The sequence below is a fragment of the Pseudomonas xanthosomatis genome (assembly GCF_019139835.1).
GTDB lineage: Bacteria > Pseudomonadota > Gammaproteobacteria > Pseudomonadales > Pseudomonadaceae > Aquipseudomonas > Aquipseudomonas fakonensis.
Genome location: NZ_CP077075.1, coordinates 3,642,026 through 3,661,908, shown reverse-complemented (window position 1 = coordinate 3,661,908; position 19,883 = coordinate 3,642,026). Strand labels below are relative to the sequence as shown.

Genomic DNA, 19,883 nt, shown 5'->3' with positions numbered 1-19,883 from the left:
AGAGAACTAGTCTCGCAGATGCGCCGCGGCCGTTGTGGGAAGCGGCCTTGTGTCGCGATGGGCTGCACAGCAGCCCCGGCATTTTTTGCATAAAGCTGAGATCTTGGGGCCGCTTCGCGGCCCATCGCGACACAAGGCCGTTTCCCACAGGAACCGTGTTAAATCAGTAGCTTGTAGTTTGTTCTATGAGAGCCGGCAAGCCGGCTACAGGGTACGTGTCAGCCCAGGAACAGGCGGTAGGCCGGGTTGTCGGTTTCGTCCCAGTAGCGGTAGCCCATCGCTTGCAGCGCCTGGGGCAGCCCGGCCAACTCGTCGTCCGGCACCTCCAGCGCGGCGAACACCCGTGCCTCGGCCGCGCCGTGGTTGCGGTAATGGAACAGGCTGATGTTCCAACGCTTGCCCAGCCGCTCGAGAAAGCCCAGCAGCGCGCCAGGGCGCTCGGGGAATTCGAAGCGCAGCACCCGCTCGTTGGCCCCCGGCGCTGCGTGCCCGCCCACGGTGTGGCGCACGTGCAGCTTGGCCAGCTCGTTGTCGGTCAGGTCCAGCACCTGGTAGCCCTGTTCGCCCAGGCTGGCCAGCAACCGGCCGCGCGGGTCGTGCTGCGGGTGGGTCTGCACACCGACGAACAGCCGTGCCTCCTTGCCCGGGTAGTAGCGGTAGTTGAACTCGGTGATCTGGCGCTTGCCCAGGGCCTGGCAGAAGGCGCGAAAACTGCCCGGCTGCTCGGGGATGGTCACGGCGATGATCGCCTCGCGCTGCTCGCCCAGTTCGGCGCGCTCGGCCACATGGCGCAGGCGGTCGAAGTTGACGTTGGCACCGGAGTCGATGGCCACCATGGCCTGGCCCTGCACGCCCTCGCGGGCCACGTACTTCTTGATCCCGGCCACCGCCAGTGCACCGGATGGTTCGGTGATCGAGCGGGTGTCGTCGTAGATGTCCTTGATTGCCGCGCACAGCTCGTCACTGCTGACGGTGATCACCTCGTCGACAAAATGCCGGCACAGCTCGAAGCAATGCGCGCCGACCTGCGCAACCGCCACGCCGTCGGCGAAGGTGCCGACCTGCGGCAGGATCACCCGTTCGCCGGCAGCCATGGCGGCCTGCAGGCAGTTTGAGTCTTCTGGCTCAACGCCGATTACCTTCACCTCCGGGCGCAGGTACTTCACGTAGGCTGCGATGCCGGCCACCAGGCCGCCGCCGCCCACCGGCACGAAGATCGCGTGCAACGGGCCTGGGTGCTGGCGCAGGATTTCCATGGCCACGGTGCCCTGCCCCGAGATCACGTCCGGGTCGTCGTAAGGCGGCACGAACGTGGCGCCGTCGCGGTCGGCCAGGGCCAGCGCATGGGCCAAGGCATGCGGGAAGCTCTCGCCGTGCAGCACCACGTTGCCGCCACGCGAACGCACGCCCTCGACCTTGAGCGAGGGCGTGGTGGTGGGCATGACGATGGTGGCGCAAATACCTAAGTGCCGCGCCGCCAGGGCGACGCCCTGGGCGTGGTTGCCGGCTGAGGCGGTGATTACCCCGCGCTCGCGCTGGGCGCTGCTCAGCCGCGACAGGAGGGTATAGGCGCCGCGGATCTTGAACGAGAAGGTCGGTTGCAGGTCTTCGCGCTTGAGCAGCACCGGGTTGCCGAGGGCGGCAGACAGCGCCGGGGCCGGCTGTAGCGGGGTTTCGATGGCCAGGTCGTACACCGGCGCAGACAAAATGCGCCGCACCTGCTCGGACAGCAGTTGCTGGGGCGTGGTGGCGGTACGCGGGTGGCTCAGACTGGTCATCGATGACTCCTGGTTTTCGTCGTTTTGCCCAGGAGTCAGAGAGAAGAAACCCGCCTCCAGGGCGGGTTCGGTGCACGTACGCGCTAGCCCGCCAAACCGATAATGGCGGTAATAATAATGGCGACGTTAACGTGCGGGAATGTGTTCATAGGCCGGGAAGTTATCCTGCGCTCTTGTAGGAAGTCAACACCCTTTGCTGGCTTCCTGCGCCGACAGCGGCACATCGAACACCTTGTCGAAGCCCCACTGGAACACGAAGGCGTAGACGAAGAAGAACACGAACAGCGCAAGGTTGGTGACCAGCGCCGCCCACAGGCTGATCCCCAGCCACCCGGCCACCAGCGGCAGCAAAATCAGCACCAGCCCGCCCTCGAAGCCCAGCGCGTGCAGCAGGCGGCGCAGGAAGGTGCGGCTGCGCTGCTGCTGGCGCGCCTCCCAGCGCTCGAAGGCCCAGTTGAAGGCCATGTTCCAGCTCATGGCGATGGCCGACATCAGTATCGACAGCACCGTCGACTGCCCCATGCCGGCGCCGAACGCCAGCTCCAGGGCCGGCGCCACGCAGGCCACGGCGATGGTTTCGTAGAGGATGGCCTGGACGACTTTGCGGGCCTTGCCTTGCATGTGCAGCTCCTGGGTAGAACGGCCTGCAAAATTACGCGAAGCGCGTGCCAAGAGAAAGTCCGAAGTTGCCTTGTTGCGCCCCCTGCAGGAGCCGGCTTGCCGGCCATGAGGCCGGTGCAAGCTACCTACCCACCTGCAGGCAAACGAATTCTGAACTGCGCCCCGCCCAGCGCCGACTGCGCCACGCTCAAGGTGCCGCCCTGCCCCTCGATGGCCCGCCGGCTGATTGCAAGCCCCAGACCAAAGCCGCCGGTGTTGCGGTCACGGCTGCGGTCCAGCCGGTAGAACGGCTGGAAGATGCGTTCGCGTTCCTCTGCCGGGATGCCGATCCCATCGTCCTCCACCGTCAGCAGGCAGGCGCCGTCCTCCTCCAGCCCCAGGCGCAGCAGCAGGCTCTGGTCGCAATAGCGCATGGCGTTACGCACCAGGTTCTGCACTGCACGGGCGGTCAGCCGGGGGTCGAGGACAAAGCGCGGCAGCTCGCGCTCGCAGCGCACCTCCCACTGGATGCCGCGGCTGTCCAGCTCCTCGGCAAAAGCACCGAGCACGCTGTCGACCAGCTCCAGTAACGACACCTCGACCCGCTCGCGGCCCTGCTCGGCGTTTTCCAGGCGGCTGTAGGACAGCAGCTCGAGTACCAGCTCATCCAGCTCGCGTACATGCCCCACCAGCTCCAGCAGGCGCTTGCGGGCCGCCTGGGGCACCTCGTCGTACAGCAGCACCAGGCCGAAATCCAGGCGGGTGAGCGGTGTGCGCAGTTCATGGGACACCGCATTGAGCAGCTCGCGCTGCTGGTTGACATGGCGCTCCAGGTCGCCGGCCATGGTGTCGAACACCCCGGCCAGCTCGCCGATGTTCGAGCGCGGCGAAATCTGCGTGCGCTCGGCCATGTTACCTTGGCCCAGGCGCCGCGCGGTCTCCTTCAGGCGCTCCAGGTCGCGCCAGTGCGGCCACACCCAAAGCAGCAGGCAGCCGAGCATGGCCGCGCCGATCAATACCGTCACGCCCCACGACAGCAGGTTGATGTCCAGCGGGTCGGGCGGTGAATGCAGGCGCACCAGCAAGCCGTCGCCCAACGGCGCCAGGACGGTTTCGTAGTAGCCCCAGTCGGCGATACGCACCACGTACAGGCCATGTTCCAGCCGCGCGCGCTCTTCTGGCTGCAAATCGGCATCGGCCATAGGCAGCAGGCGTACCTCAAGGGGCGCGAAGGTTGCTGCCAGCTCCTGCTCCACTGCGGGCCACTGCTCCCTGGGCGCCTGGCGGAACTGGCGCACGATCAGCGACTGAACGCCCTTGGCCTGGCCGAGGTTGTAGTTCATGAAGCGCTCGTGAAACGCCCCGACAATGGCGTCGGGGATCAACAGCAAAGCCCCGGCATAGGCGACGATGATCACCAGGTAAAGGCGTACCAGGATCTTCAGCATGGCCGCTCAGAACTCCCACTCGAGACGGCTGAACAGGTAGCCCTTGCCCCACACGGTCTTGATCTTGCGCGCTTCGCCTGCGTGGTCGTCGAACTTGCGCCGCAGCTTGGAAATGGCCACATCCACCGAACGGTCGGTGCCGTTGAACTCGATGCCGCGCAACTGCTGCAGGATGCGGTCGCGGCTCAGCACTTCGCCGGCATTGCGCGCCAGCACCACCAGCAGGTTGTACTCGCCACTAGACAGCTCCACTTCCTCGCCGCGCCAGCTGACCACCCGCTCGGCCAGGTCGATGCGCAGCCCGCCCACCTGGATCAACGCGGTGTCCAGGCGCGGCTCGTTGATGCTGCTCCTGCGCAGCAGGGTGCGCACCCGGGCCAGCAGCACCCGCGGCTCGCAGGGTTTGGTCACGTAGTCGTCGGCACCCATCTCCAGCCCCAGCACCTGGTCGTGGCTGTCGTCACGCGCGGTCAGCATGAGAATCGGCAGGCCCTGCGAGGCCTGGCGCAGCAGGCGGCACACCTGCAGGCCGTCGAGCCCGGGCAGCATCAGGTCGAGGATCACCAGGTCCGGTTTGTCCTGACGAAAGGCATCCAGTACATGGTCGCCACGGGCGATCACCCGAACGTGGAAGTCATTGCGTTGCAGGTAGCTGGCGATCAGTTCGGACAGCGCGCTGTCATCTTCGACCAGGAGGATATTGGGCATAGGGGCAACACAAAGGGTTGATGGGAGGCCATGCGCCGCGATGGGGCTGGCACAGGGTTGAAAGGATATAGAATCCTGCAGGCCCGAAGGCTTGCCCTTAACACTTTTTCACACACATCCTACAGCTGCTAACAGCCCTCAAGGGGCCGCCTGCCGTAGCATACGCCCGGTCATCATCGGAAGATCCGCATGCCTTTCACACTCCCCCCTCACCTGCGCCGTGTGGCGCTGGTGGCGTTGATCACCCTGCCCCTGGCCGCCTGCGACGATGCCGCCGAGCAGGCAGAACAACAACCCCCGGCCCAGGTGCGGGTAGAAACCCTGCAACTGCAACCGCTGGCCATCAGCACCGAGCTCAGTGGCCGCCTGCTCGCCCCGCGCACCGCCGAGGTGCGCGCACGGGTGGCCGGCGTGGTGCTCAAGCGGGTGTACCGCGAAGGTAGCGACGTCAAGCAAGGCGATGTGCTGTTCTTGATCGACCCGGCGCCGTTCAAGGCCGACCTCGACAGCGCCCGCGCCACCTTGGCCAAGGCCCAGGCCACCTTGTACCAGGCGCGCCTGCAAGAGCAGCGCTACCGCGAGCTGGTGGACGACAAGGCCGTCAGCCGCCAGGAATACGACAACGCCCGAGCCGCGTTCCTTCAAGCCGACGCGGCCGTGGCCGAGGCCAAGGCCGCGCTCGAACGTGCCCGCCTGAACCTGGGCTACGCCACCGTCACCGCCCCGATTGCCGGGCGCATCGGCCGCGCGCTGGTGACCGAAGGCGCGCTGGTTGGCCAGAACGAAACCACGCCGTTGGCGACCATCCAGCAACTGGACCCGATCCACGCCGACGTCAGCCAGTCGACCCGAGAGTTCCATGCCTTGCGCCGGGCCATCCGTGCCGGCGAGTTGCAACAGGCCGGCGATGGCCAGTTGCAGGCCACCCTGGTGCAGGACGACGGCAGCGCCTACCCGCTGCCCGGCAAGCTGCTGTTCTCGGACATCAGCGTCGACCCGAGCACCAACCAGATCACCCTGCGCAGCGAGTTCCCCAACCCCGACCTCGACCTGCTGCCGGGCAGCTACGTGCGCGTGCGCCTGGCCCAGGCCGTGCAGCCCAAGGGCCTGAGCGTGCCGCAACGGGCCATCCTGCGCGACAGCGCCGGGGTACCCAAGGTGCTGGTGGTCGACGCCAAGCAGCGGGTGGCCGAGCGCCAGGTCCAGTTGGGCAGTGCCCAGGGCAACCGTTGGGTGGTCAGCGAGGGCCTTGCCGCCGGTGAGCGGGTGGTGGTCGAGGGCCTGCAGCACGTCAAGGCCGGCGACCCGGTGCAGGTCGACGAACAACCGGGCGCCTCGGTCGCCCGCCACGGCCAGTGAGGGCCTGATACATGCCGCAATTTTTCATCGAGCGCCCGGTGTTCGCCTGGGTGGTCGCGTTGTTCATCCTGCTGCTTGGCGGGCTGTCGATCCCGCAGTTGCCGGTGGCCCAGTACCCCGACGTGGCGCCGCCGCAGGTGGAGATCTACGCCGTGTACCCGGGCGCCTCGGCGGCGACCCTGGACGAAAGTGTGGTGAGCATCATCGAGCAGGAGCTCAATGGCGCCGACAACCTTTTGTACTTCGAGTCGCAGAGCAGCCTTGGCAGCGCTACCATCACCGCCAGCTTCCAGCCGGGCACCAACCCGGACCTGGCCCAGGTCGATGTGCAAAACCGCCTGAAAGTGGTCGAGTCGCGCCTGCCGCGCGCCGTCACCCAGCAGGGCTTGCAGGTGGAGAAGGTGTCCACCGGCTTTCTGCTGCTGGCCACCCTCACCTCCGAGGATGGCCGCCTGGACGAGATCGCCCTGTCGGATATCCTCGCGCGCAACGTGATGAACGAGATACGCCGGGTCAAGGGCGTGGGCAAGGCCCAGCTGTATGGCTCGGAACGGGCCATGCGTATCTGGATCGACCCGGCCAGGCTTGTGGGCTTCAACCTGACCCCCAACGATGTGGCCGTGGCGATTGCCGCGCAGAACGCCCAGGTGGCGCCGGGCAGCATCGGCGACCTGCCGGCCCGGCCCACCCAGGAGATCACCGCCAACGTGGTGGTCAAGGGCCAGCTGAGCACCCCTGAGGAGTTCGCCGCCATCGTGCTGCGGGCCAATGCCGATGGCTCCAGCGTGACCGTCGGTGATGTGGCGCGGGTCGAGGTCGGCGCCCAGGACTACCAGTACGGCACCCGCCTCAACGGCAAGGCCACCAGCGCCTTCAGCGTCAAGCTGTCGCCCGGGGCCAACGCCATGCAAACCGCAGCCCTGGTCAAGGCCAAGCTCAACGAGTTGTCGCACTACTTCCCCGAAGGCGTGCGCATCGACATCCCCTACGACACCTCGCCGTTCGTCAAGGTGTCGATCCAGCAGGTGATCAACACCCTGCTGGAGGCCATGGTGCTGGTGTTTGCGGTGATGTTCCTGTTCTTGCAGAACCTTCGCTACACCCTGATCCCCACCCTGGTGGTGCCCGTGGCACTGATGGGCACCCTGGCGGTGATGAGCGCGCTGGGCTTTTCGGTCAACGTGCTGACCCTGTTCGGCATGGTGCTGGCCATCGGCATTCTGGTGGACGATGCCATCGTGGTGGTGGAGAACGTCGAGCGGATCATGGCCGAAGAGGGCCTGCCACCCAAGCAGGCGACGCGCAAGGCCATGGGCCAGATCAGCGGGGCGATCATCGGCATCACCCTGGTGCTGGTGGCGGTGTTCCTGCCGATGGCGTTCATGAAGGGCTCGGTGGGCGTCATCTACCAGCAGTTCTCGGTGTCGATGGCGGTGTCGATCCTGTTCTCGGCGTTTCTCGCCCTGAGCCTGACCCCGGCCTTGTGCGCCACCCTGCTCAAGCCGGTGGCCAAGGGCGAGCAGCACGGGCGTAAAGGCTTCTTTGGCGCGTTCAACCGTGGTTTCGAGCGCATGAGCGACGGCTACCAGCGCTGGGTCGGCCATGCCCTGGCCCGCAGCGGCCGCTACCTGCTGCTGTACGCGGCGCTGCTGGGTGTGCTGGGTTACGGTTTCAGCCAGTTGCCCACGGCGTTTCTGCCCACCGAGGACCAGGGCTATACCATCACCGATATCCAGCTGCCGCCGGGCGCCAGCCAGGCGCGCACCATCGAGGTGGCACGGCAGATCGAGGCGCATAACAGTGATGAGGCCAGCGTTGCCAACACCACGCTGATCCTGGGCTTCAGTTTTTCCGGCAGCGGGCAGAATGCCGCCCTGGCGTTCACCACGCTGAAGGACTGGGCCGAGCGCGGCGCCGACGACAGCGCCCAGGCCATCGCCGACCGCGCCAACCTGGCGTTCAGCGGGCTCAAGGACGCCATCGCCTTTGCCGTTTTGCCGCCCCCGGTGGACGGCCTGGGCGAGTCCACCGGTTTTGAGTTCCGCCTGCAGGACCGTGGCGGCATGGGCTACAGCGCGCTGATGCAGGCCCGCGACCAGTTGCTCGAACAGGCGCGCAACAGCAAGGTGCTGGTCAACGTGCGCGAAGCCTCGCTGGCCGAAAGCCCGCAGGTGGTGCTGGAGGTCGACCGCCGCCAGGCCAATGCGCTGGGCGTGTCGTTCGCCGACATTGGCGCGGTGCTGGACACGGCAGTTGGCTCCAACTACGTCAACGACTTCCCCAACCAGGGGCGCATGCAGCGGGTGGTGGTGCAGGCCGAGGGCGAGCGGCGCAGCCAGGTCGAGGACCTGTTGAAGATCCACGTGCGCAACGCCAGCGGCAAGATGGTACCGCTGGGCGCCTTCGTCAGCGCCCAATGGCAGTCGGGCCCGGTGCAGCTCACCCGCTACAACGGCTACCCGGCGGTGTCGATCTCTGGCGAGCCGGCGGCCGGCTACAGCTCGGGCGAGGCGATGGCCGAGGTCGAGCGCCTGGTGGCGCAATTGCCAGGCGGTGCGGGCCTTGAATGGACCGGTTTGTCGTTGCAGGAGCGCCTGTCCGGCAGCCAGGCGCCGCTGTTGATGGCGCTGTCGCTGCTGGTGGTGTTCCTGTGCCTGGCGGCGCTGTACGAAAGCTGGTCGATCCCCACTGCGGTGCTGCTGGTGGTGCCGTTGGGAGTGCTGGGCGCGGTGCTGGCGGTGACCCTGCGCGGGCTGCCCAACGATGTGTTCTTCAAGGTCGGCCTGATCACCCTGATCGGCCTGTCGGCGAAGAACGCCATCCTTATCATCGAGTTCGCCAAGGCGCTGGTCGATGACGGCATGGACGCCACTGCAGCGGCCATCCAGGCTGCGCGCCTGCGCCTGCGGCCGATCGTCATGACTTCGCTGGCGTTCATCCTCGGCGTGGTGCCGCTGGCCATCGCCAGCGGCGCCAGTTCGGCCAGCCAGCAGGCCATTGGCACGGGGGTGATCGGCGGCATGCTCAGCGCGACCATTGCCGTGGTGTTCGTGCCGGTGTTCTTCGTGGTGGTGATGAAGCTGGCCGGGCGGCGCCAGAGGCAACAAGCCGAGAACCTGGCCAGCGATAGCTGACTGGACAGCGGCGTCGTTGAATGAGAGGGTTCCCGGCATTGACTGCCCGGAACCCTTTTTCATGCCTGCCCCCCTGCCCCCCTGCTCCATCCTCATCCTCGCTGGCGGGCGCGGCATGCGCATGGGCGGGCGCGACAAGGGCCTGGTGCCCTGGCGCGGCGAACCGCTGGTGGCCCATGTGCTGCGGGCGGTGCGCGGGTTGTCGGACGATGTGGTGATTTCCTGCAATCGCAACCTTGAGGCGTATGGCGCCTATGCCGACCAGTTGGTGAGCGATGCCGAGGCGGACTACCCGGGGCCGCTGGCCGGGGTTATCGCCGGGCTGAAAGTGGCCCGGCATGACTGGGTGGTGATGCTGGCCTGCGATGCGCCGTTGGTGGACCAGGCGCTGGTCGAGGGGTTGCTGGCGTTGGCCTGTGAGCATGACAGTGCGGCGATGGTGCGCCAGGGGGGGTATTGGCAGCCGATGTTCAGCGTGGTGCCGCGGCGGGTCTTGCCTTTGCTGGAGCAGGCCTGGGGCGGGGGGGAGCGGAGTTTGCAGAAGGCTTTGCTGGCGGGGCCGGTGCAGGGGTTGGAATGTGCTGAGGGGGATTTGCGGTTGGGGAATTTCAATAGTCCGGAGTGGCTTGGGGGTTAGTGTTCAGGGCTTTAGGGTGATTGCTTTGGGAGATGTATGCGCATTCGTTGACGATAGAGGCTTTTCGTCACCTTTACGCCCTTACGGCGGGTAACTTTTTGAAGGATCAAAAAGTCACCAAAAAATCCCTGCTCCCATCATCCGGCCCCCTACGCTGCGCTCCGGGGGTTCCCTCGCTCCGGGCTTGCTCCGGAGGTACGCGCCGACGGGCCGTCCCTGGCCCGATCGGCGCTCGACCGGCATCCATGCCGGTCGCCCTCCTACGCAATCCCTACACTCGGCCTCCTGAAGTCGCGATTTGTGTTGTCTGGACTACCGCGCGCTTAGAAGCAAGATCAAGAGCCAGATCAAGAGCCAGATCAAGAGCAGAGATATTGCTTTAGTTGTTATTGATGTGTTTTTTGTTCGGGCCCTATCGCCGGCAAGCCGGCTCCTACAGTGGAACGCGTTTTTCTGGATATCTCGTTAATTCCGGATAACGAGTTAATTTTGGATAACGCATTGATTCTGGATAACGCGTAACCCTGTAGGAGCCGGCTTGCCGGCGATTGCAATCCTGAGGTCCCACAAATGCAACTAGCGGTTAGCTGCGCCAGCCCAGGCGCCGCCACTAACTTCGCGACTTCAGGAGGCCGAACGCAGGGATTGCGTAGGGGGGCGACCGGCATGGATGCCGGTCGAGCGCCGATCGGGCCAGGGACGGCCCGTCGGCGCGTACCCCCGGAGCAAGCCCGGAGTGAGGGTACCCCCGGAGCGCAGCGCAGGGGGCCGTATGAATGGAGCGAGGATTTTTTGGTGACTTTTTGATCCTTCAAAAAGTTACCCGCCGTAAGGGCGGAAAGGTGAATAAGCGTCAATACAAATAATGAATGCGCATACAACTTCCAAAACCAACTCAAACCAACTCGAACCATCCCAACGCAGCCAGCCAGCCCCCCCATCAAGGCATCACAGGCGCAACATACTCCAAGGTCGTCCCCAACGCCCAAAGCAACACCAGCACCAACGGCACATGCACCAGCAACTGCACAAACGAGAAACCAATCAAATCCCGCGCCTTGAGCCCCAACACCCCCAGCAGCGGCAGCATGTAAAACGGGTTGATCAGGTTAGGCAAGGCCTCGGCCGCGTTGTAGATCTGCACCGCCCACCCCAGGTGGTACTTCAGGTCATTGGCCACCAGCATCACGTAAGGGGCTTCGATGATCCACTTGCCACCACCGGACGGAATGAAGAAGCCCAGCACCGCCGAGTACACCCCCATCAGCAACGCATAGGTGTCATGGGTGGCAATCTGGGTGAAGAACAGCGAAATGTGGTGGGCCAGGGTCTCGGCGTCGGCGCCTTTGACCTGGGTCAGAATCGCCGCAATCGAGCCATACAGCGGGAACTGGATCAACACGCCCGTGGTGGTCGGTACCGCCCGGGCCACGGCGTCGAGGAAGCTGCGCGGGCGCCAGTGCAGCAAGGCACCGAGCATGATGAACAGCAGGTTGTAGGTGTTCAGCCCGGAGATCGCGGTGATCGCAGGCTTGGTGGCGAATTCCTGGTACAACCACCCGGCAGCCAGGGCCACCAGCAGCAGGATCAGGATCGGGCTGTGCTCAAGCCACTCGCCCGGGCGGGTGCGCTGTGGTGCCGGTGGCGCGGTGAAGCTGGGGTCGACGCCGCAGTCTTCAGCGCTGCGCGCGCTGTTGGGGCCTGGCGCGGTGGCGTAGGCAACCACCAGCGAAACCACCACCAAAGCCGCCAGCATCACCCCCGACTGCCAGAGAAAAATGGTCTGGGTGAACGGGATCACCCCGGTGATCGACAGGATCGACGGCGGCAGGCTGGCCGGGTTGGCCTGCAACTGCGCAGCCGACGACGACAGCCCCAGCGCCCACACCGCACCCAACCCCAGGTAGGCGGCGGCACCGGCGGCGCGGTAGTCCATCTTCAAATCGGTACGCCGTGCCAGGGCGCGCACCAGCAGGCCGCCGAACACCAGCGACAGGCCCCAGTTGAGCAGCGAGGCGAGCATCGAGATCAGCGCCACCCAGCACACCGCCGAACGGCCGTTTTTCGGGATGCGCGCCAGGCGGTCGATCAGCTTCGCGGCGGGTGGCGAACTGGCCACCACATAACCGCCAATGACCACGAAGGCCATTTGCATGGTGAACGGGATCAGGCTCCAGAAGCCGTCACCGAAAGCCTTGGCCGTGTCGGTAGGTTTGGCGCCCATGGCCAGGGCGCCCAGGCATACCAGCACCACCGCCAGCGCGGCAAACACCCAGGAATCGGGGAACCAGCGTTCGGCCCAGTTGGAGCAGCGCAGGGCAAAGCGGGCGGAGCGGCTGTCTTGAATATCAGCGGCCACGTGAGTCTTCCTTTTATTGGTTTTATTGGTCAGTTCTGAAGCGACGCAAATACCTGTAGGAGCGGGCTTGCCCGCGATAGCGTCAGTTCAGGCAATACCGCTGCCTGATCGATCACCATCGCGGGCAAGCCCGCTCCTACAGGGGGCACTGCTAGATTAAAAAATCATTTCCTTCACATCGTCCGCCACGATCAGCTTGCCGGCGGTCTTGGCGATGATCTCTTCGACACTCACCCCCGGCGCGGTCTCACGCAGGATGAACGCGCCGTTGTCGATCTCGAGGTAGGCAAGGTCCGTCAGCACCTTGCGGATGCAGCCGGCACCGGTCAGCGGCAGGCTGCACTGGCTCAGCAGCTTGGATTCGCCGTCCTTGGAGGCATGGGTCATGGTGACGATGATGTTCTCGGCACCGGCCACCAGGTCCATGGCGCCGCCCATGCCCTTGACCAGCTTGCCGGGGATCATCCATGAGGCGATGTTGCCCTGCACGTCCACCTCGAAGGCGCCCAGCACGGTGAGGTCGACGTGGCCGCCACGGATCATGGCAAACGACTGCGCCGAGTCGAAGATCGACGCGCCGCGCCTGGCGGTGACGGTCTGCTTACCTGCGTTGATCATGTCGGGGTCGAGGGTGCTTTCGGTGGGGAACTCGCCCATGCCAAGCAGGCCGTTTTCCGATTGCAGCATCACGTCCATGTCGGCCGGCACGTAGTTGGCCACCAGGGTGGGGATGCCGATACCAAGGTTGACGTAGTAGCCATCCTTGAGTTCACGGGCGACGCGTTGCGCCATCTGTTCGCGGGTCAGTGCCATGGTCTGGGTCTCTTTGTTGTTCTTCGGGAGGCGGCGCTCAGGCCTTGACGGTGCGCTTTTCGATGCGTTTTTCGAAGGTGCCGACAATCACCCGGTCGACGAAGATGCCCGGGGTGTGGATCTCGCTGGGCAGCAGCACGCCGGGCTCGACGATTTCTTCAACCTCGACCACGGTGATCTTGCCGGCGGTGGCGGCCAGCGGGTTGAAGTTTTGCGCGGTATTGCGGTAAACCACGTTGCCGTAGTGGTCGGCCTTCCAGCCCTTGACGATGGCGAAGTCGCCGGTAATCGACTCTTCGAGGATGTACTTGCGGCCCTTGAATTCGCGTACTTCCTTGCCCTCGGCAACCGGGGTTCCATAGCCGGTGGCGGTGTAGAAGGCCGGAATACCGGCACCGCCGGCACGCATTTTTTCCGCCAGGGTGCCCTGCGGGGTGAGCTCGACTTCCAGTTCGCCGCTGAGCAACTGGCGTTCGAATTCGGCGTTTTCGCCTACGTACGAGGCGACCATCTTGCGGATCTGCCGGTCTTCCAGCAGCACGCCCAGGCCAAAGCCATCGACGCCGCAGTTGTTGGAAACCACGGTCAGGCCCTTGACGCCGCGGCGCTTGATTTCGGCAATGAGGTTTTCGGGGATGCCGCACAGGCCAAAACCACCGGCCAGTACCGTCATGTCGTCGGTCAGGCCTGCCAGGGCCTCTTCGTAGGTTGCTACACGCTTGTCCAGTCCGGCCATGCTCAGTCGCCTTTTATAGTTGTTGGAACCGTACGGTCATCTTCACCGCAGCCGACTGATTTGTTAATTTTGTTTTCGTCATCGATTGATAACTTTTACAAAACAAATCGCGAGCCCGTCATGAACGTCAAGCAGCTGCGTGCCTTTGTCACCGTAGCCAAGTACCAGAGCTTCGCCCAGGCCGGCGAGCACCTGCATGTGTCGCAACCGGCCCTGAGCCTGACCATCAAGGCGCTCGAGGACAACCTCGGCGGCGCCCTGCTGACCCGCACCACCCGCAGCGTCAGCCTGACCCCCGAGGGCGAAGTGCTGCTGCCCCTGGCCCGGCGCCTGCTGGGCGACTGGGACGACACCGAAGAAATGCTGCGCCAGCGCTTCACCCTGCAACTGGGGCGGGTGTCGGTGGCGGCCATGCCCTCCTACGCCGGCAACCTGTTGCCCGATGCGCTCAAGGTGTTTCGCCAGCGCTACCCCAAGGTCAACGTCACCGTGCACGACGTGATCAACGAACAGGTGCTGGAACTGGTGCGCCACCGCCGCGTCGAACTGGGCATCGGCTTCGAGCCCGACAGCAACGCGGCCCTGCACTTTCACCCGTTGTACATGGACCGTTTCGTCGCCGTGGTGCCGGCAAGCTCGCCCCTGGCCCGGCAACCCCAGGTGCGCTGGCAAGAGCTGCTGGCCCAGGACTTCGTCGCCCTGCAACGGCCTTCGGCGGTGCGCCTGCTGCTGGAGCAGCAGGTGGCGGCTGACCACGGCAAGCTGGCGGTGGCCTTTGAAAGCCACCAGTTGTCCACGGTCGGGCGCATGGTCGCCAGTGGCCTGGGGGTGAGCGCGGTGCCGGCGCTGTGCATCGAGCAGATGCAAGAGCTCGGCGCCTGCTGCGTACCACTGATAGAACCCAGCGTGGAGCGGCGCATCGGGGTGATCGCCCTGGCCGACCACAAACTGTCGAAGGCGGCCGAAGCGCTGCTCGACGTGTTGCTCAAGCACACCCATCCACAGGAGGTGACATGCGTTACGTGAATCTGGCGGGCACCCCGGTACCGACCATCGGCCAGGGCACCTGGTACATGGGCGAGGACCCCGGCCGCAAAGCGGCTGAAGTGGCCGCCCTGCAACAGGGCATCGAGCTGGGCCTGACACTCATCGATACGGCCGAAATGTACGCCGAGGGCGGCGCCGAACAGGTGGTCGGCCAGGCCATCGCCGGGCGCCGCGAGCAGGTGTTCCTGGTCAGCAAGGTGTACCCGCACAACGCCAGCCGGCGTGGGGTGCCAGCGGCCTGCGAGCGCAGCCTGCAGCGCCTGGGGACCGACTGCATCGACCTGTACCTGCTGCACTGGCGCGGGCAGTACCCGCTGGAAGAAACCGTCGAAGCCTTCGAGCGCTTGATCGAGCAAGGCAAGATTCGCCGCTGGGGGGTGTCCAACTTCGACCTGGACGACATGCGCGAGCTGGGCAACCCCGCCTGCGCCACCAACCAGGTGCTGTACAACCCGGCCGAGCGCGGCATCGAGTTCGACCTGCTGCCCTGGAGCCGCAAGCAGCCCATGCCGACCATGGCCTACTGCCCCCTGGCCCAGGCCGGGCGCTTGTTGCACCACCCGGTGCTGACGCAAATCGCCGAGCGCCATGGCGCCACGCCGGCCCAGGTAAGCCTGGCCTGGGTGACCCGTGGCGCGGGGGTGATTGCCATACCCAAGGCGGTGAGCCCCGAGCATGTGCGGCTCAACGCCCAAGCCGCCGGGCTGGTACTGAGCGACGCCGACCTGCAGGCGATTGACCACGCGTTCCCGGCGCCGACGCGCAAGCAGCGCCTGGCGATGGTCTGAAGGCAGAATAAGGCCAAAAAAAGGCCCCCAGGCACGAAACCCAGGGGCCAAACGGCTGGAATCACCCAACCAAAGGAGCCGTTGCCAGGCGCCTCACTGCGCCTCGTGCGCCACCGCCGCCTGCGGCCGGCGCTTGAGCCGCGACAGCACCCAGACGAAACACACCGGCACGAACACCACCCCCAGCAACGTGGCGCTGAGCATGCCGCCGATCACCCCGGTGCCGATGGCCCGCTGGCTGGCGGCACCCGCCCCGCTGGCGATGGCCAGCGGCACCACGCCGAGAATGAACGCCATGGAAGTCATCACGATCGGCCGCAAACGCAGGCGCGCGGCCTCAAGCGCGGCGTCGCCCCGGCTGTAGCCCTTCTCCCAGAGCTCCTTGGCGAACTCGACGATAAGGATGGCGTTTTTCGCCGCCAGGCCAATGATGGTGATCAGCCCGACCTTGAAGTACACATCGTTGGGCATGCCCGCCACCATCACCGCCAACACCGCGCCCAGCGCGCCAATCGGCACGATCAGCATCACCGTCAGCGGGATCGCCCAGCTTTCGTACAGCGCCACCAGCAGCAGGAACACCACCAGAATGGCCAGGGCGAACAGGCTCGAAGCCTGGCCGCTGGAGACCTTTTCCTGGTACGAAAGGCCGGTCCAGGCATAGCCGATACCCGGCGGCAGCTGGCTGGCCAGGCGCTCCATCTCGGCCATGGCCTGGCCTGTGCTGTAGCCCGGCGCGGCGTCGCCGGCAATGCGGATGGACGGGTAGCCGTTGTAGCGCACGATCTGCACCGGCCCCTCCTCCCAGCGGGTGGTGACGAAGGCGCTGAACGGCACCTGCTCGCCGCTGGCATTGGGCGCGTACAGGCGCAGCACGCTTTCCGGGGTCATGCGCTCGGCCTGCTCGGCCTGCACCACCACCCGCTGCTGGCGGCCAGCGTTGGTGAAGTCGTTGATCACCGCCGAGCCGAACGCGGTGGCCAGGGTGCTGTTGAAGCTCTCGAAGCTCACCCCCAGGGCGCGGGCCTTCTCGCGGTCGACCTGTACCCGCAACTGCGGCGCCTCGGCCAGGCCTTCCATCATCGCGTAAAGGATCACCGGGTTGCCGTTGGCGGCGCCGAGCAACTGGTCACGGGCCGCCAGCAGCGCTTCACGGCCCAGGCCACCGCGGTCGAGCAGGCGCAGGGCGAAGCCGCCGGCGTTGCCCAGCCCGTCGATAGGCGGCGGGTTGACCGCCATGATGCTGCCATCGCCGTGGGCGGCGAAGCGCGCGTTGATCGCCTGCACTTCGGCGTCGGCCGACTGCTCGGGGCCACGCTGCGACCAGTCCTTGAAGGTTGGGAACGCCAGGGCGGCGTTGTCGCCCATGCCCGAGAAGCTGAAGCCACTGACCACGAACGCCGAGCCCAGCGCCTCGCGGGACATCAGGAACTGCTCCAAGGCCTGGCCGGTGGCGTCGGTCCGCACGCGGCTGGCACCGGGCGGCAATTGCACGTCAACGATGGCGTAGCCTTGGTCCTCCACCGGCACGAACGACTCCGGCAGGCGCAGGTAGAAGTAGCCGAGCATGGCGATCAGCCCGACATACACCAGCATGCAGCGCCCGGCACGGCGCACCAGGGCGCTGTTCAGCAGCGCGTAGCGCTCGGTCAGGCGGGCAAAGCCACGGTTGAAGGCGCCGAAGAAGCCGCGTTTTTCATGATGCCCCTGGGGTACCGGTTTGAGCAGCGTGGCGCACAACGCCGGGGTGAAGGTCAGGGCCAAAAAGCCCGAGAACAGGATCGAGACCGCCAGCGACAGCGAGAACTGCTGGTAGATCACCCCCACCGAGCCGGACATGAACGCCAGCGGCAGGAACACCGCCGACAGCACCAGAGTGATGCCGATGATCGCCCCCGATACCTGGCCCATGGCCTTGATGGTGGCCTGCACCGGGGACACCCCCTCCTCGGCCATCAGCCGCTCGACGTTCTCCACCACCACGATGGCGTCGTCCACCAGGATGCCGATGGCCAGCACCATGCCGAACATGGTCATCATGTTCACCGAGAAGCCCAGCAGCTTCATCACCGCCAGGGTACCCAGCAGACACACCGGCACCACGATGGAGGGGATCAGGGTGTAGCGGATGTTCTGCAGGAACAGGAACATCACCAGAAACACCAGCACCATGGCTTCGATCAGGGTGTGGATGACCTTCTCGATGGCCACGTCGACAAACCGCGAGGTGTCGTAGGGCACCGAAAACTCGACGCCTTCGGGGAAGTACGCCGACAGCTCGGTCAGGCGCTGCTTGACCCGTTCGGCGGTTTGCAGGGCATTGGCGCCCGGGGCCAGCTGCACCGCGCCGGCCACCGCCGGGCGGCCGTTCAGGCGCGAATCGAAGTTGTAGCTTTCCAGGCCGATTTCCAGGCGTGCAACGTCCTGCAGGCGCACCAGCGAGCCGTCGGGGTTTGCCCGCAGGACCACCCGGCCGAAGGCCTCGGGGTCGTCCAGGGTGCCCTGCACGGCCAGGGTGGCGGTCAGTTCCTGTTCGCTGCTGCCGGGCGTTGCGCCAAAGGCGCCGGCCGGTACCTGCACGTTCTGCCCGCGAATCGCGTTGCCCACATCATCGATGGACAGCCCGTAGCCCACCAGCTTCTGCGGGGCGACCCACACGCGCATGGCGGCTTCGGACGAGAAGAACTGCAGCTTGCCCACCCCGGGGATGCGGCGCAGTTCATTGTTGATGTTGCGCGCGGCATAGTCGCCCAGCTGGGTGGTGTCGGCCCGCTCGAAGCCATCCTTGTAGCTGAGCGCGTAGATCAGCAAAAAGCCCGCGCTGGTCTGCTCCACCTGCAGGCCCTGGGTGATCACCGCCTGGGGCATGCGCGCCTCGGCCTTCTTCAGGCGGTTCTGTACATCCACCTGGGCAAGCTCCGGGTTGGTGCCGGGCTCGAAGGTGACCACCACCTCGGCCATGCCGTTGGAGTTATTGGTGGACTCGAAATACAGCAGGTTCCTGGCGCCGTTGAGCGATTCCTCGATGACGCTGGTGACCGACTCCACCAGCACCTTGGCCGAGGCGCCCGGGTAGGTGGCGGTAACGGTGATTTGCGGCGGCGCGACGCTGGGGTACTGGGCGACCGGCAGCAGCGGTATCACCAGCAGGCCGGCCAGGGAAATGAACAGGGCGACGACCCAGGCAAAATTGGGCCGGTTGATGAAGAACTTCGACATGTTGCCCCCTCAGCGTGCCTGGGCCTGTTGCGCCTGGGCCGGCGTAACCTGCATGCCGGCGGCCAGGCCAGCAGGGCTACCGACGATGACCTGGTCACCGGCCTGCAGGCCTTGAGTGATCTGCCAGCGCGCGCCATGCATGGCGCCGGTGCTGACCGGGCGCGCCTCAGCGAGGTTGCCGGCGCCCACCACCATCACCCGCGCCTGGCCGTCACTGGCGCGCTGCACCGCACGCTGCGGCACCAGGATGGCCTGGCGGTCAACGCCCTGCGGGGTGTGCACGCGCACGTACATGCCCGGCAGCAGAATGCCGTCGGCGTTGTCGAAGCGCCCGCGCAGGGTGACCTGGCCGGTGCCGTGGTCCACCGCCACATCGGTGAACATCAATGCGCCCTGGCGCCGGTACTCGGTGCCTTCTACCTGGGCGCTCAGGGCGCGCTCTTCACCGCTGGCCAAGCTGCCGCTCTGCAACGCCTGACGCAGGCGCAGGGCATCGGCGGCCGACTGGGTGAAGTCAACGTAGATCGGGTCGAGTTGCTGGATGCGCGCCATCAGCGTGGCGTCGCCCTGCCCGACCAGCGCGCCCTCGGTGGCCAGCGCCCGGCCAATACGCCCGGAGATCGGCGCGGTGACCGTGGCGTAGCCCAGGTTCAGACGCGCCGTCTGCACGTCGGCCAGGGCCGACAGCACCGCGGCCTGGGCGCTGCGCGAATTGGCGCTGGCGGTGTCGAAGTCCTGCTGGCTGATGGCCTGGATCTGCACCAGCGGCTGGTAGCGGCGCAGCCGCGCCTGGGCTTCGTGTTGCACCGCCTGGGCACGCGCCAAGTCACCTTCGGCGCGGGCCAGGGCCGCCTTGAACGGTGCCGGGTCGATCTGGAACAGCAGGTCGCCGGCCTTGACGTCGGCGCCCTCCTCGAAGGCCTTGCGCAGCACGATACCGGCCACCCGGGCGCGCACTTCGGCCACCCGCATCGGCTCGACCCGGCCCGGCAGGGTCGAGGCCAGGGCCAAGGCCTCGTGGGTCACCGTTACGGTGTCCACGGGCAGCGCCGCAGCCGCTGCCTGAGGATCATCCGCGGCCTCGCAGCCGGCCAGCAGCACCGCTGCCACCAGCCAACCGGCCACTCCAATTGCACGCATCTTGCCCATGACTTCACCCGAGCCTTTGATTGAAAACGGCGCGAATGGTACGACTGGCCCTTTAATGAGTCAATTTCGTCTCATACGGTATTTGTGTGAATAATTGTAAGCGTTGGC

General features: G+C 65.9%; 14 protein-coding genes. 5 read left to right on the top strand and 9 right to left on the bottom strand.

Annotated features, from left to right (window positions below):
- Window positions 1-218: 218 nt before the first annotated feature.
- The 4 genes from ilvA to KSS93_RS16335 form a co-directional block, all read right to left on the bottom strand.
- Window positions 219-1,778 (bottom strand): threonine ammonia-lyase, biosynthetic, encoded by a 1,560-nt coding sequence (gene ilvA / locus KSS93_RS16350; RefSeq protein WP_217885030.1) that lies wholly within the window; start codon window positions 1,776-1,778, stop codon window positions 219-221.
- 183 nt (window positions 1,779-1,961) lie between these two features.
- The gene (locus KSS93_RS16345) at window positions 1,962-2,399 is read right to left on the bottom strand and encodes a PACE efflux transporter (protein WP_217885029.1); all 438 of its coding nucleotides are present in this window, start codon (window positions 2,397-2,399) and stop codon (window positions 1,962-1,964) included.
- A gap of 125 nt (window positions 2,400-2,524) precedes the next feature.
- Window positions 2,525-3,826 (bottom strand): ATP-binding protein, encoded by a 1,302-nt coding sequence (locus KSS93_RS16340; RefSeq protein WP_217885028.1) that lies wholly within the window; start codon window positions 3,824-3,826, stop codon window positions 2,525-2,527.
- 6 nt (window positions 3,827-3,832) lie between these two features.
- Window positions 3,833-4,534 carry a response regulator gene (locus KSS93_RS16335; RefSeq protein WP_217885027.1) on the bottom strand — a complete coding sequence of 234 codons (702 nt, stop codon included), beginning with the start codon at window positions 4,532-4,534 and terminating at the stop codon, window positions 3,833-3,835.
- A 189-nt stretch (window positions 4,535-4,723) separates the two neighbouring features.
- Here KSS93_RS16335 and KSS93_RS16330 point away from each other — a divergent pair, with 189 nt between their 5' ends.
- The 3 genes from KSS93_RS16330 (at window position 4,724) to mobA (ending at window position 9,664) form a co-directional block, all read left to right on the top strand.
- The gene (locus tag KSS93_RS16330; RefSeq protein WP_217885026.1) at window positions 4,724-5,893 is read left to right on the top strand and encodes an efflux RND transporter periplasmic adaptor subunit; all 1,170 of its coding nucleotides are present in this window, start codon (window positions 4,724-4,726) and stop codon (window positions 5,891-5,893) included.
- Window positions 5,894-5,904: 11 nt separating this feature from the next.
- Window positions 5,905-9,027: a multidrug efflux RND transporter permease subunit gene (locus KSS93_RS16325; RefSeq protein ID WP_217885025.1), complete on the top strand. Its 3,123-nt coding sequence runs from the start codon at window positions 5,905-5,907 to the stop codon at window positions 9,025-9,027.
- Window positions 9,028-9,088: 61 nt separating this feature from the next.
- A complete protein-coding gene (gene mobA / locus KSS93_RS16320; RefSeq protein ID WP_217885024.1) occupies window positions 9,089-9,664 on the top strand; it encodes a molybdenum cofactor guanylyltransferase MobA in 576 nt (191 codons plus the stop codon).
- A 940-nt stretch (window positions 9,665-10,604) separates the two neighbouring features.
- Here the strand turns inward: mobA and KSS93_RS16315 are convergent.
- From KSS93_RS16315 to KSS93_RS16305, 3 genes are all read right to left on the bottom strand, one after another.
- A complete protein-coding gene (locus KSS93_RS16315; protein ID WP_217843441.1) occupies window positions 10,605-12,023 on the bottom strand; it encodes a short-chain fatty acid transporter in 1,419 nt (472 codons plus the stop codon).
- Between the two features lie 156 nt (window positions 12,024-12,179).
- Window positions 12,180-12,836, bottom strand: coding sequence for a CoA transferase subunit B (locus KSS93_RS16310; RefSeq protein WP_217885023.1), 657 nt, complete (start codon window positions 12,834-12,836; stop codon window positions 12,180-12,182).
- A 37-nt stretch (window positions 12,837-12,873) separates the two neighbouring features.
- Entirely contained in the window at window positions 12,874-13,572 is a 699-nt protein-coding gene (locus KSS93_RS16305) for a CoA transferase subunit A (protein ID WP_217885022.1), read from the bottom strand.
- A 120-nt stretch (window positions 13,573-13,692) separates the two neighbouring features.
- On the opposite strand from KSS93_RS16305, the gene KSS93_RS16300 reads away from it, so the two are divergent.
- Both KSS93_RS16300 and KSS93_RS16295 read left to right on the top strand, forming a co-directional pair.
- Window positions 13,693-14,598, top strand: a complete 906-nt coding sequence (locus tag KSS93_RS16300; RefSeq protein ID WP_217843438.1) for a LysR family transcriptional regulator — start codon at window positions 13,693-13,695, stop codon at window positions 14,596-14,598.
- Window positions 14,586-15,407, top strand: coding sequence for an aldo/keto reductase (locus KSS93_RS16295; protein WP_217885021.1), 822 nt, complete (start codon window positions 14,586-14,588; stop codon window positions 15,405-15,407). The genes KSS93_RS16300 and KSS93_RS16295 overlap by 13 nt, the downstream gene beginning before the upstream one ends.
- A gap of 93 nt (window positions 15,408-15,500) precedes the next feature.
- Here the strand turns inward: KSS93_RS16295 and KSS93_RS16290 are convergent, their stop codons facing one another.
- Both KSS93_RS16290 and KSS93_RS16285 read right to left on the bottom strand, forming a co-directional pair.
- Window positions 15,501-18,626 carry a multidrug efflux RND transporter permease subunit gene (locus tag KSS93_RS16290; protein WP_217885020.1) on the bottom strand — a complete coding sequence of 1,042 codons (3,126 nt, stop codon included), beginning with the start codon at window positions 18,624-18,626 and terminating at the stop codon, window positions 15,501-15,503.
- A gap of 9 nt (window positions 18,627-18,635) precedes the next feature.
- On the bottom strand, window positions 18,636-19,775 hold the full coding sequence (locus tag KSS93_RS16285; RefSeq protein ID WP_217885019.1) for a MexC family multidrug efflux RND transporter periplasmic adaptor subunit: 1,140 nt from the start codon (window positions 19,773-19,775) through the stop codon (window positions 18,636-18,638).
- Window positions 19,776-19,883 lie beyond the last annotated feature (108 nt).